The organism is Oribacterium sp. oral taxon 078 str. F0263 (genome assembly GCF_000469565.1).
Taxonomy (GTDB): domain Bacteria; phylum Bacillota; class Clostridia; order Lachnospirales; family Lachnospiraceae; genus Oribacterium.
On the sequence record NZ_KI273105.1, the window covers coordinates 62131 to 74376 of the forward strand.

The window sequence follows — 12246 nt, forward strand, 5'->3', positions numbered from 1 at the left end:
AGCTCCCCTTTGGCAGCGGATTATTTATTTCAGGAGAATCAGGAGGACAAGTATGGATCAGAAAATGTTTTGTTTCCAGTGTCAGGAGACAGCGGGCGGCAAGGGCTGTACCGTTCAGGGCGTCTGCGGCAAGAAATTCGATGTGGCCGCCATGCAGGATCTCCTCATCTATGCGACCAAGGGGCTCAGCGCTGTGACAACTGCCCTCCGCGCTGTGGGGGAGGAGATCCCCGCCGAGGTCAATCACATCGTGACGATGAATCTCTTCATCACGATCACCAACGCAAACTTCGATAAGGAGATGATCCGTTCCAGGGTCCGGGAGACGCTTTCCCAGAGGGACAGGCTCCGCGCAAAGCTCGCGGATCCCTCCCATCTCCCCGCGGCCGCGAGAGAAGCGATCGGAGAGAACGAGTATGAGGAGAAGGCGAAGGAGGTCGGCGTCCTCTCCACAAAGGATGAGGACATCCGTTCTCTCCGCGAGCTCATCACCTATGGCCTGAAGGGGCTTTCCGCCTATACCAAGCACGCGAACGCACTCCTCAAGGAGGACCCGGAGCTGGATGCCTTCCTGCAGAGCGCCCTCGCAAAGACTCTGGACGACAGTCTCTCTGTCGATGATCTCGTATCTCTCACACTGGAGACCGGAAAGTACGGCGTGCAGGGCATGGCCGATCTCGACAGCGCAAATACCGGCGCCTACGGAAATCCCGAGATCACGGAGGTCAATATCGGCGTCAGAAAGAACCCGGGCATCCTGATCTCCGGCCACGATCTCCGGGACCTCGAGATGCTGCTCGAGCAGACAGAGGGGACGGGAATCGATGTCTATACCCATTCCGAGATGCTTCCGGCCCATTACTACCCCTTCTTCAAAAAATATAAGCACTTCGCAGGCAACTACGGCAATGCCTGGTGGAAGCAGAAGGAGGAGTTCGAAAGCTTCAACGGCCCGATCCTCATGACCACAAACTGTCTCGTCCCGCCGAAGGACAGCTATAAGGACAGGGTCTGGACGACCGGCTGCGTCGGCTTCCCCGGCTTAAAGCACATCGATGCCCCCTACGGCGAGAAGAAGGACTTCTCCCCGATCATCGAGCAGGCCAGGCACTGCGCCGCTCCGACTGAGATCGAGCACGGCACGATCGTCGGCGGCTTCGCGCATGAGCAGGTCTTCGCGCTCGCGGACAAGGTCGTGGAGGCTGTGAAGTCCGGCGCGATCCGGAAGTTCTTCGTCATGGCGGGCTGCGACGGCCGCATGAAGTCGAGAGACTACTATACGGAGTTCGCAAAGGCACTTCCGAAGGACGCCGTGATCCTGACCGCCGGCTGCGCGAAGTATAAGTACAACAAGCTTCCCCTCGGGGATATCGGCGGGATTCCGAGGGTCCTGGATGCGGGCCAGTGCAACGATTCCTATTCTCTCGCCCTGATCGCTCTGAAGCTCAAGGAGGTCTTCGGCCTTAACAGCGTAAACGAGCTTCCGATCGCCTACAACATCGCCTGGTACGAGCAAAAGGCTGTCATCGTGCTGCTCGCGCTCCTCTACCTCGGTGTGAAGAATATCCACCTCGGGCCGACGCTCCCCGCCTTCCTTTCTCCGAATGTCGCGAAGGTGCTGGTCGAGAACTTCGGCATCGCGGGAATCGGATCGGTGGATGAGGACCTCCGCCTCTTCCTGGGAGAAAGTGCCTGAGAAGCTCTCATCCAATCGCTCCCATCCTCCGGAAAGCGCCTAAAGGAAAGGCAGAATCCCCGCCGGGAAAAGGGCGGCTGCAGCCTCTGAGGGATCAAAGACAGCCATAGCCTGTAAGGGATGAGAGGAGAAGCGATAGACAAAATTCAAAGGGGAGAGAGGCGGAATCCGCCCTCTCCCCTTTGGAATTAAGTCTTTAATGATGGACGGAGCAAAAAGGCCTCGTGTCAGAGCTTTGAAACTGTGATTTTATTGTCCGGATGCCGCACGGCAGGGAGGTATTTATGCTGTATGATCCAAAAAGCTGTCCCTGCCGACGGAGGGGCTGTCCCAGATACCGAAACTGCGAGGCCTGCCTCGCCCATCACCGCGCGGATGCCCGCTTTCCCTTGACCGCCTGCGAACGTCTTGAGAGAAAGAAAAAAGGGAAAGAAGAAAAGCAGAGATCCTTACCGGAAAGATCCTTACAGGAAAGCGGAATGAAAAGAAGAAAGAAGGGAGAACAGCGATGAAGCATAGCCTGAAAATCAAGAGAATCTATGAAGAAGCCTCGCCCGAGGATGGCTTTCGGATTCTGACGGACCGTCTCTGGCCGCGGGGCATCAGCAAGGAAAAAGCGGAGATCGATCTCTGGGCGAAGGATACCGCTCCCTCCACGCCGCTCCGGAAGTGGTTCGGACACAAGGCGGAAAACTTCGAGGAGTTCGGTAAGTCCTACCGGAGGGAGCTCGACGAAAATCCCTCCTCAGAGCCCTTTGTGAGGAGGGTCGCCGCGGAGCTCGAAAAGGGAAATGTGACGCTCCTCTATGCGGCAAAGGATCCAAGCTGTAATCACGCCCTGATCCTGCAATCCTGGCTGGAAGGAAGGCTCAGCGTATAAGCTCCCGTTCTCTTCCCATCAGGCGCTGAGCTCCGCCGATCCGTCCCTTTCGGCGGAGAGCGGCTGAAATCCCAGCTCCCGGAAAAGCTCCGGCACGGTATACATCCGTTTCAGCCTGCCGACATTGGAGCCCGTGAAAAAGAGCCCTTCCTCATAATTGCCCTTCACCGCTTCAATGAGCGCCTTTGTGATGCAATAGGGCACGACCCCGGGATCACAGCTTTTGATGCAGCGGGAGCAGCGCTTCGGCGCGACCCTCCCCTCTCTCTCGATCCTTCGAAGGAGCGGCGAATCCACCGCTCTTCCGGGCATCCCCACCGGGCTGTGGATGATGCGGAGGTCCGAGGCCTCCGCCCGGAGCAAAACCTCCTTATAGGCCCGGCTCGCATCGCACTCCTCCGTCGCGATGAAACGGGTGGCCATCTGAACGCCGGCCGCACCCAGAGAGAGGAAGTGCCGGATATCCTTCCCGTCCCAGATCCCTCCCGCGCAAAAGATCGGGATGCTCCGGCCTGCCCTCTCCTCGTAGGGACGGATCGCCTCCCTCACCTCCGGAAGGATTTCCTCCAGCTTCCTGCAGCTCCCGGAGAGGAGCTCTTTTTCTTTGAAGCCGAGATGTCCTCCCGCTTCCGATCCCTCGATCACGATGAAATCCGCTCTTCTTCCGTATTTTTGTTCCCAGACCTTCGAGATGAGAGCCGCTGCCCTGCCGCTCGACACGATCGGAGCGATGAGCGCCGATCCCTCCTCCACAAGCTCCGGGAGATTCAGAGGGAGTCCGGCGCCGGAGATCACCGCGTCGATGCCGGCCTCCACCGCGCTTCGCACCGCCCGGTCGTATTGCTGCGTCGCAACCATCGCATTGACCGCAAGGAGTCCCCTTCCCCCGGATCTCTCTCTCGCTTCCCGGATCTCCTTCCGCAAAGCCCGGAGATTAGCTTCCTCCGGATGCCGGAAAAAATCCGCTTCCCGATAGCCGCAGTCCGCTGTACTGATGCAGCCCATCCCGCCGCAGGACGCCACTGCGCCGGAAAGGCGCTCCAGGGAAACGCCGACACCCATCCCCCCCTGAATGAGAGGAATCGTAAGTTCTCTTCCGTGAATGGAAAGGAGTCCTGTCTCTGCCATTGTTCTGCCTCCTCGCTCTCTCCCCGTTTTTATTCCTTAAAAAATTTTAAGTACTTTTCGAGAGCCATATTACTCCATCCCGAAATCCGTGTCAAGTAGTTTTTAAAACCATGTATTGGTCCGCCCGGCCGCTTCCCTGTCTGAAGGCAGAAACAGAAAGACAGAAACGGAAAGGCAGAAATGGAAAGACCGCGGAGACTTTCTGTCTCCGCGGCCCTGTTAAGTCGAAAGCCTTTTTATTTTATCTCTTTTTCCCCTTTTATCTTTCTTTATGCCTTTGCGAGTGCCTCGCCCAGGGCCTTGCAGCTTGCCAAAGCGGCATCGTCCGGCGAATCATTTGCGATGACGGGCTCCGAAACCAGGCTCGCTCCCGCGGCCTTCACACGCTCCTCCCAGTTCCGCATCCACTCTCCGTCTCCCCAGCCGTAGGATCCGAAAAGTCCGACCTTCTTTCCGGAAAGAGAGCTCTCCAGCTCCGCGAAGAAGGGCTCCATCTCGCTCTCCTCCAGCACCTCGTCTCCCATCGCCGGGCAGCCGAGGGCAAAGACCGCCTGATCCTTCAGATCCGCCGCGGAGATGTCGGAAATGGAAACGAGCTTCGCCTCAGCACCCGCATTCTGCACTCCCTCGCTGACCGCATTTGCCATCGCCTCTGTGTTTCCGGTTCCGCTCCAGTAAGCTACATAGATCATATTTCCCTCCTGTCTTTCATCCTCTCCGCCGCTCCCCATTTCCGCGGCGAAAGTATCGTGATTCGGCTTTCTCCCTCCGAATCAGTCCTTTGTTCCTTCCGTATACCAGTATAAGTCTCTCCCCTCCATCTTATGTTGCAAAAGCAACAATTATAGAGAAGATCAGGCGACGGAGCTTTCTCTCCTGGGACAGAGCGAAAGCAGCTGCTCCAAAGGCACGCCATGTCCCGCCATTAAGAAGAAGCTCTGGACAGAGACATCATAGGCCTGGAAGATCCGAAGCGCAGCGCGCACATCTCCATAGACCTTCCAGTAGCCGCAGAGCTTCGCCCCGGCCCCTTCGTGCAGGAGGTAGCCCCGCACATCCTCCGCAGGATAGCCGAGGAAGAGGCCGAGCTCATGCGGAAAGCCCTGCTCTCCCCGCTTATAGCGGAGATATCTCTCCCGGAAATGGCGGAGAAGCGCAGAAAGTGTGGGGCTGAACTCCCCATAGGACGGGGCCAGCTCCAGAAGCTGCGCTCTGAGCTCCGGATCGGAAAGCTGCTCGGAGAGCCTCTCCTCCCGATAAAAGAGAAAGGTCACTCTCCGCCCGGAATACAGGGGAAGCAGAGAAATCGCACCGCCGGAAAAGAGCCGGGACAGAGCAAAATATTCTCTCTCCGAGACACTGATAATCCCGCAGGGCTTTAAACCCGTGATCACCGGAGCATTCAGACAGACCAGCTCCCGAAGCTTTTGCTCCAGGCAATCCCCCTCGTCCCCCATTTCCTCTCCTCTTCCTCTCCGCCGCGAACTCACTGCATTCAGTTAGTTTTTTCTAACCTACCAGCCAATTATATTAGCTGTATCTAACTTTGTCCAGAGGATTTTACAACACCAGCGCCAAAAGTCCCTCCTCCGCGCCGTGCTGGCACGAGCGCGGAGGAGGGACTTTATGGCGCGCCCCTTTATGAGCATGGAACGGGCCGAAGGCCCGTGAGAATGCGAATAAAGTACAGCAGGGCGAAAGCGGCGAAGCCGCAAAGACCTGCGGGTGTCGTAAAATGACTTACACCGGATATCACCGACACGAGCACGAAGACCGGACAATGCTGAGCAGGGCGAAAGCGGCGAAGCCGCAAAGACCTGCGGGTGTCGTAAAATGACTTACACCAGATATCACCGGCACGAGCGCGGAGGCCGGACAAAGCTGAGCAGGGCGTCACAGCTCCCCTCCAGTGTCCAGGAAGCGGAGGATGCGGGGAGGAAAAAGCTGTCACCCTTCCGATAAGGCATAGCATCCTCACCGCAGCTGATCCTTCCCTCCCCGTCCAGAATCAGGATATGCAGGAAGCTCGTGCTGTCCACCGTGCCGGAGATCTTTGCGCTGTGCTCTCCATCCAAAAACAATCTGTCCACCGTAAAATACCCGCAGTCCGCCACATGGGGATAGTCCGTCTCTCTCCGGGACGGCGGAAGCCGCCTTGTCACATCCTTTGCCTGCCGGATGTGAAGCTCTCTCTGCCTCCCGTCCTTTCCGATGCGGCCGTAATCATAGACCCGGTAGGTCACATTGGAATTTTGCTGGATCTCCGCCAGGAGGATGCCCTTTCCGATGGCGTGCACTGTGCCGGCCTCTATGAAAACGCTGTCTCCCTTTTTTACATAGAGCTTATGCAGGACCTCCGTCAAAGTATTGTTCCGAATCCTCTCCTCAAACTCCTCCAAAGAGAGCTCTCTCTGGAAGCCGTAATACAAAAAGGCCCCCGGCTCCGCATCCAGGACATACCACATCTCCGTCTTTCCGTACTGCCCCTCGTGCTTAAGAGCATAGGCATCGTCGGGATGCACCTGGATCGACAGATTCTCCTTCGCATCAATGAGCTTCGTCAGGATAGGAAAATATTCAAATCTCCGGCAGCTGCTCCCGAGAAGCTCCCTCCCCTTTTCCCGGATATACTCCGGGAGCGTCTTTCCCTTATATTCTCCGCTTGCTATGACGGACGGCCCGTCCGGGTGGCAGCTCAGAACCCAGGCTTCGGCGCAGACCGGACCGCTGTAATTCACATGATATTCCTCCACCAGCCGATGCCCTCCCCAGAGATAATCCTTTACCGCAGGCTCCAACTTTAAAATCGACATATCCTTCCTTTCCGCCCTCCCTTTCCTCATCTTTTCAGAAATCCTGTCCTCCGTTTTCCATAAGTTCCGGCTCCTTTTGCATCCGCAGCCGCCAGCAGCGCTGTATGATTCGTGGATTCTCAGCTCTCCGATCAAAGCTGTGAGAAGGATGGCCGCATACCTTCTGATATCAGGCCTATCATTTCCATCTCTTCGTATTGCCATCAAAGGAGCGGGAACTTATACTTGAATCAAGTTTTATCATAGGAGGATGCAAATGGCAAAGCTACAATACCGCCTGAAGGTCTATCCGGCTGGTCTTAGGCATAAGGTCTGCCGAAATCTCGAGATCTTCGGACAGGATACTCTGGATCGGCTCTGCGATGCTGTACTGGAGGCCTTTGCTTTCTCGCAGGAACAGCTGTATGAGTTTTGCATGAAGAATCAGATGTATCAAAGTGACAACTATCAGTCCGATCCCGAGGACGGCAAACTCCACTGCGGAGGCGATCGGCAGTCTCGGCCTGCACAAGGGTCAGAATTTCTCGCTGCATTATGACTTCGGGGTGACCGGATGTTCACGATCCCTGTGATGCAGATCTCTGAGACCGACGCATATCACAGCCCCGTTATTATCAAGGCGAAGGGTGAGATCGGGCAGTATCCCGATTATGGGGAGGAATGGGACGAGGAGGATCGGGAGGAGAATCAGGCGGCAAAAAGGAGGCATTATGTCTGTCAAATACGGGCTTTTCAAAGGGCTGGTGAAGGCCTTCGGATTGAAGAAGCAATGGGAGGAAAAAAATGCAGAGAAGCTTCTCGAAAGGCAGCGAAGGAAAAATGCGAAAAACCGCATTCCAAGACTCAGCGACCCCGATTTTGAGATCAGCCTCATAAAGGTGATGGGCTTTCCCGTTCTCAGGCTGATCCACAAAAGGGCAAGCGACAGGGCCAATTTATTCCTCATCGGCGGCGGGATGATCTCTCCTCCAAGACCGGGCTCGATCAAAAAGGCTCTGCGCTTTGCAAAGGAGAGCGGACTCGATGTCTTTGTCCCCTATTATCCGCTCTGCACGGAGTATCCTGTGACGAAGGCCTACCAGATGATCCATGAGAGCTATCGGCTTCTGCTGAAAAGCTATGCCCCTTCGCATATCTCCGTGCTCGGAAGCTCCTCCGGCGGCGCCCTGGCGCTCGGGATGGTTCCCTACATCAATGACGGCCGCCGCGATGTCCCCATGCCGGGATATATCATGGCGGTCTCCCCCGGAAGCTGCCCGGACAGCGAGGAGGAATGGAAGAGGATGCGGGAGCTCGATAGGCGGGATATTCTGATCCCCGCGCGGTACATGAGGACGGTGACTGAGATCATGCGCTGCGGCAGGGACGATGTCCCAGACTATATGATCTGGCTGCAAAGAGGGGATTTTACGAATGGCCCGAAGGTCTCCCTCCTCTACGGGGGCGATGAAACCCTCTCCGCCTGCGCGCCTTCCCTGACGGAAAGACTGAAGAGATGCGGCGTAAAATGCGATCTCCATATTGAGAAGGGGATGTTCCACTGCTATCCCTTCTTTCCGGTCTGCAGGGAGGCAAGAGCGGGCTGGGACTTAGTGCTCCGGCTTATGAAGGAGAACTTCTCCGGATCGCCTTCAGAACTCCCTCGATGTGATCCATCGTCTTCTCCGTGCTCCAGCGCTCCCTCGGATCCCTCTGCCGGAAGTAAAGGAGAGGCTCCGGACCATTAGAAAGGCGAAGCTGTCCCTGGCAGAGCCGGATGAGCTCCGGGAGCTTCTCCACACGGATATCCGCGTTCCTCTGAAAGCGGAGCCGGTACTCTCCCCGTCCGGCATAGAGCTCTGTCACAAAGCAGGATGCGGCGAGAGCCTTCAGCTTTGCGATCGCGAGGAGATTCTCCGCCTGCGCCGGAAGCTCTCCGAAGCGGTCGATCATCTCGTCCCGGATATCCAGCTCATCCTCCTCTCCGCAGATCTGAGAGATCCGCTTATAGATGTCAAGCTTCTGCGTCTCATCCCGGATATAGCTGTCCGGAAGATAGGCGTCGAGCTCACACTCGATCTGGGTCTTCGCCGCTTCCTCGGGCTCTTTCCCCCCCCTCTCCTTCTGTACGGCCTCGGAGAGGAGCTTACAGTAGAGCTCATAGCCCACGGCCTCCATGTGGCCGTGCTGCTCCGCACCAAGCACATTTCCGGCGCCCCGGATCTCCAGGTCCCGCATGGCGATCCGTATGCCGGAGCCGAGCTTCGTGAACTCCCGGATCGCCTTTAATCGCTTCTCCGATTCCTCGCTGAGGAGCTTTCCGCGGCGGTAGAGAAAGAAGGCATAGGCTGTCCGGCTGGATCTCCCGACTCTCCCCCGGATCTGATAGAGCTGGGAGAGCCCCATCCGGTCTGCATCATTGATGATGAGGGTATTCGCATTCGGGATATCCAGGCCGGTCTCTATGATCGTCGTCGAGACGAGGACATCGATCTCCCCGTTGATAAAGCGAAGCATGATCTCCTCGAGCTGTCCCTCATTCATCTTTCCGTGCGCAAATGCGACGCGGGCCTCCGGCACGAGAACCTGCACCCTCCTCGTAACCTCCTCGATATTATTGACCCGGTTATGGACATAATAGACCTGCCCCGAGCGGGCGAGCTCCCGGCGGACCGCCTCCCGGATGAGCTCCTCATTGTACTCCATGACATAGGTCTGCACCGGACTTCTGTCGATCGGAGGCTCCTCCAGCACCGAGAGATCGCGGATCCCGGCGAGGGACATATGGAGCGTCCTCGGGATCGGCGTCGCGGTCAGCGTGAGGACATCCACATTTTTCTTCAGATTCTTGATCCTCTCCTTATGGGAGACCCCGAAGCGCTGCTCCTCATCCACCACCAGAAGGCCGAGATCCCGGAAGGCGACATCCCGGGAAAGGAGACGGTGTGTGCCGATCGCGATATCCGCTCTCCCGGACTTGAGATCCGCGATCGACTTTTTGATCTGCGCCGGACTTCGGAAGCGGCAGAGCAGAGTCACATTGACGGGAAAGCCCTTCATCCTCTCCACAAAGGTATTGTAAATCTGCTGGGCGAGGATCGTGGTCGGCGCAAGGTATGCCACCTGGCGGGAATCCTGCACGCATTTAAAGGCGGCCCGGAGCGCGACCTCCGTCTTTCCATAGCCCACATCCCCGCAGATCAGGCGGTCCATGATCTTCCGGCTCTCCATGTCCGCCTTCGTCTCCTCGATCGCAAGAAGCTGGTCCGCGGTCTCCTCGTAGGGAAAGAGCTCCTCAAACTCCCTCTGCCAGACACTGTCCTCCGGGAAGCGGTGCCCGGAGGCGCTCTGGCGCGCGGAGTAGAGTGCGACGAGCTCCTTTGCCATCTCCTTCACGGCATGCCGGACCCGGCTCTTTGTCTTCTGCCAGTCGGAGCCGTTTAGCTTATTCAGCTTCGGCGCTGCCCCCTCCGAGCTCCCGTACTTCTGTATGCCCTCCAGCTTCGTCGCGGGGAGATAAAGCCTACCTCCGTCCCCATACTCGATCTGGATATAATCCTTTGTGACGCCGTCTGTGCTGATCCGCTCGATGCCGCGGTAGATCCCGATGCCATGGCTCTCATGGACGACATAATCCCCGGGAGAAATCTCCGAGAGCTTCGCGATCCTCTGCCCCTCGTACTTTTTCTTCTTCCGGCGCTTCGTGAGCTCCCTGCTCTGCCCGAAAAGATCCGATTCCGTGAGGACGGCGAGCTTCTCCCGGTCGGAGAGAAATCCCGTGTGAAGGTAGGCGGAAAGCACGCGGACCGAGCCCCGGTTCTCCTCCTGCTCAAGCTCCCCCTCATCCGGACAATAGGCGCGGATGCCGTAGTCCCGAAGCTCCTGCGCAAGCCTCGACGCCCTTGTCCTTCCGGGCGAAAAAAGGATCAGGGCATATTTCTCCTCCTGCCACTTCCGGATATCGCGGATCAGATAATCGAAGCGGCTCCGGTAGCTCTCGATCTCGGCACTGGGAAAGGAGAGAGTCCGCGCCTCCTTCCCTCCGGAGAGCGCCTCCAGATTATTCCCAAGGGTCGAAAAGGAGAGGCTTCTCCCGCTGTAGAGCCGCTCCATGACGGAATCTGCGCTGTAGATCAGCTCCGCGGGATCTGAATCCACCCCCTCCTCTTCTCGAGGAAAAGGGCTGTCCGAATCCGCCCTCGCAAGGCAGCTCTCGCTAAACTCCGCCTCCACCATCCTTCCCCGCTCCCGGAGTCTTGCGGGCTCATCCAGGAAGATGCGGGCATGTTCCGGAAGATAATCCAAAAGACTCGCATCCCCTTTCCTCCCGCAGCCCCTCTCCGCGGCCGGGCAGATCTCCACCTCGTCGAGCCTCTCGACGGAGCGCTGGGAGAGGAGGTCAAAGGAACGGATATTGTCGATCTCGTCGCCCCAGAATTCAAGCCGGATCGGGTTCTCCGCCGTAAACGGATAGATATCCAGGATCCCTCCCCTGAGAGAATACTCTCCCATGGCCTCCACTGCGGGGAGGCGCTGATAGCCGAGGGAAGTGAGCTTTTTCGAGAGCGCACTGAGCTCATGGATCTGCCCCGAGGCGAGACGGAGCACCGCGCCCTGAAAGCTCTCCCGATCCCAGATCTTGTCCATCAGGGCATCGATCGTCGTGACCAGGATCCCGCTCTCATCCTCCGTGAGGTGGGAAAGGGCCTCCACCCTCTGCCTCGTGATGAGTGTCCCCTGTGTATCCGCCTGATAAAAGAGAAGGTCCTTCGCCGGATAATAAAAGCTCTGCTCCGTGAGGGAACGAAGCTCTCGGAGGAAGCTCTTCGCCCGCTGCTCCGAGGAGAGGACCAGCATCCCCCAGCCGGAGGCGGAAAGAGCCGCGCTGAGCATCGCCTTTACGGAATCCACGGCGCCGCTCAGAAAAAGCGGCCCCCCTCCCTCGGAGAGAAGCCCCTTCAGTTCCTTATACGTCCCCGTGTTCAGGATGGGATTCAGCATCTCTTATTTCCTCTTATTTCCTCTTCGCATTGTGCAGATTCATCGACTTGTCCACGCCCTTCGATATAATATCCAGGCAGGCCTCCGCCGCTTCTTGATAGGCCTCCGCCATCGTTTTCTCCTCCTCCGGCGGGATTTTCCCGAGCACATAGTCTGCGAGGTCCATGTACTCCGGCTTCTCTCCGACTCCGATCCGAACCCGGGGGAAGTTCTCCGTGCCGAGGCAGGAGATGACCGATTTCAGGCCGTTGTGCCCCCCCGCAGAGCCTCTCGCCCTGACCCGGATCTGCCCCGGGGGAAGTTCGATCTCATCGGAGATCACGATGATCCTCTCCGGCGGAATCCTGTAAAAATTCGAGAGCGGCGCGATACATCTCCCGGACTCATTCATATAGGTGAGGGGCTTTAAAAGAAGGAGACTCTCCTCGAAAAATCGCGTCTTGACACAGGCCCCCTGAAACTTCGTGTCGCAGAGCTTCAGGTCCCCGAGCTCATGGAGGAGGAGATCCAAAGCGGCAAAGCCCGCATTGTGCCTCGTCCCGATATATCTTCTCTCCGGATTTCCCAGTCCGCAAATCAGCCACATATTTTCCTCTTATCCTCCGGCTGCTCCGCCCTTTGTATGTCCTTTATATGCCTCCGACTTGCGGCTCCCTCTGCTCGAGGGCTCAGGCGGGGAAAGCGGCAGGGCTAATCTGCATGTGCAGCGCTGCGCCGCTTCTTCAAAGCGAAGGACTCGGCTTCGCCCG

The 12246-nt window shown here is 57.5% G+C and carries 9 protein-coding genes and 1 pseudogene; 4 read left to right on the plus strand and 6 right to left on the minus strand.

Translation table 11 applies throughout. From position 1 onward, the window contains the following. The first annotated feature begins 52 nt into the window (after window positions 1-52). Together hcp and HMPREF1986_RS05170 are read left to right on the plus strand one after the other, a co-directional pair. Window positions 53-1696, plus strand: a complete 1644-nt coding sequence (gene hcp / locus HMPREF1986_RS05160; RefSeq protein WP_036599393.1) for a hydroxylamine reductase — start codon at window positions 53-55, stop codon at window positions 1694-1696. A gap of 508 nt (window positions 1697-2204) precedes the next feature. Further along, complete coding sequence (locus HMPREF1986_RS05170) at window positions 2205-2576, plus strand: DUF488 domain-containing protein (RefSeq protein ID WP_021773724.1); 372 nt, start codon at window positions 2205-2207, stop codon at window positions 2574-2576. 18 nt (window positions 2577-2594) lie between these two features. On the opposite strand, the gene HMPREF1986_RS05175 is transcribed toward HMPREF1986_RS05170, so the two are convergent. The 4 genes from HMPREF1986_RS05175 to HMPREF1986_RS05190 form a co-directional block, all read right to left on the minus strand. Continuing rightward, entirely contained in the window at window positions 2595-3704 is a 1110-nt protein-coding gene (locus tag HMPREF1986_RS05175; RefSeq protein WP_021773725.1) for an NAD(P)H-dependent flavin oxidoreductase, read from the minus strand. Window positions 3705-3973: 269 nt separating this feature from the next. Continuing rightward, window positions 3974-4396: a flavodoxin gene (locus HMPREF1986_RS05180; protein WP_036599421.1), complete on the minus strand. Its 423-nt coding sequence runs from the start codon at window positions 4394-4396 to the stop codon at window positions 3974-3976. A 162-nt stretch (window positions 4397-4558) separates the two neighbouring features. Beyond that, on the minus strand, window positions 4559-5161 hold the full coding sequence (locus tag HMPREF1986_RS05185) for a DUF3793 family protein (RefSeq protein ID WP_021773728.1): 603 nt from the start codon (window positions 5159-5161) through the stop codon (window positions 4559-4561). Between the two features lie 393 nt (window positions 5162-5554). Next, on the minus strand, window positions 5555-6517 hold the full coding sequence (locus HMPREF1986_RS05190) for a type I phosphomannose isomerase catalytic subunit (protein WP_036599425.1): 963 nt from the start codon (window positions 6515-6517) through the stop codon (window positions 5555-5557). 256 nt (window positions 6518-6773) lie between these two features. On the opposite strand from HMPREF1986_RS05190, the gene HMPREF1986_RS13495 reads away from it, so the two are divergent. Together HMPREF1986_RS13495 and HMPREF1986_RS13750 are read left to right on the plus strand one after the other, a co-directional pair. After that, window positions 6774-7055 (plus strand): IS1096 element passenger TnpR family protein, encoded by a 282-nt coding sequence (locus tag HMPREF1986_RS13495; protein WP_036599395.1) that lies wholly within the window; start codon window positions 6774-6776, stop codon window positions 7053-7055. A 418-nt stretch (window positions 7056-7473) separates the two neighbouring features. Next, window positions 7474-8052 (plus strand): annotated as a pseudogene (locus HMPREF1986_RS13750) (alpha/beta hydrolase); the annotation flags it as partial. A 67-nt stretch (window positions 8053-8119) separates the two neighbouring features. On the opposite strand, the gene mfd reads toward HMPREF1986_RS13750, so the two are convergent. Together mfd and pth are read right to left on the minus strand one after the other, a co-directional pair. Beyond that, window positions 8120-11497, minus strand: a complete 3378-nt coding sequence (mfd, locus tag HMPREF1986_RS05205) for a transcription-repair coupling factor (RefSeq protein ID WP_021773732.1) — start codon at window positions 11495-11497, stop codon at window positions 8120-8122. A 13-nt stretch (window positions 11498-11510) separates the two neighbouring features. Then, complete coding sequence (gene pth / locus HMPREF1986_RS05210) at window positions 11511-12083, minus strand: aminoacyl-tRNA hydrolase (protein ID WP_021773733.1); 573 nt, start codon at window positions 12081-12083, stop codon at window positions 11511-11513. Window positions 12084-12246 lie beyond the last annotated feature (163 nt).

What these genes read in the sequence shown, in the direction of transcription:
- hcp (WP_036599393.1), top strand. Translation starts at nt 53, where the DNA reads ATGGATCAGAAAATGTTTTGTTTCCAGTGTCAGGAGACAGCGGGCGGC.
- HMPREF1986_RS05170 (WP_021773724.1), top strand. Translation starts at nt 2,205, where the DNA reads ATGAAGCATAGCCTGAAAATCAAGAGAATCTATGAAGAAGCCTCGCCC.
- HMPREF1986_RS05175 (WP_021773725.1), bottom strand. Translation starts at nt 3,704, where the DNA reads ATGGCAGAGACAGGACTCCTTTCCATTCACGGAAGAGAACTTACGATT.
- HMPREF1986_RS05180 (WP_036599421.1), bottom strand. Translation starts at nt 4,396, where the DNA reads ATGATCTATGTAGCTTACTGGAGCGGAACCGGAAACACAGAGGCGATG.
- HMPREF1986_RS05185 (WP_021773728.1), bottom strand. Translation starts at nt 5,161, where the DNA reads ATGGGGGACGAGGGGGATTGCCTGGAGCAAAAGCTTCGGGAGCTGGTC.
- HMPREF1986_RS05190 (WP_036599425.1), bottom strand. Translation starts at nt 6,517, where the DNA reads ATGTCGATTTTAAAGTTGGAGCCTGCGGTAAAGGATTATCTCTGGGGA.
- HMPREF1986_RS13495 (WP_036599395.1), top strand. Translation starts at nt 6,774, where the DNA reads ATGGCAAAGCTACAATACCGCCTGAAGGTCTATCCGGCTGGTCTTAGG.
- mfd (WP_021773732.1), bottom strand. Translation starts at nt 11,497, where the DNA reads ATGCTGAATCCCATCCTGAACACGGGGACGTATAAGGAACTGAAGGGG.
- pth (WP_021773733.1), bottom strand. Translation starts at nt 12,083, where the DNA reads ATGTGGCTGATTTGCGGACTGGGAAATCCGGAGAGAAGATATATCGGG.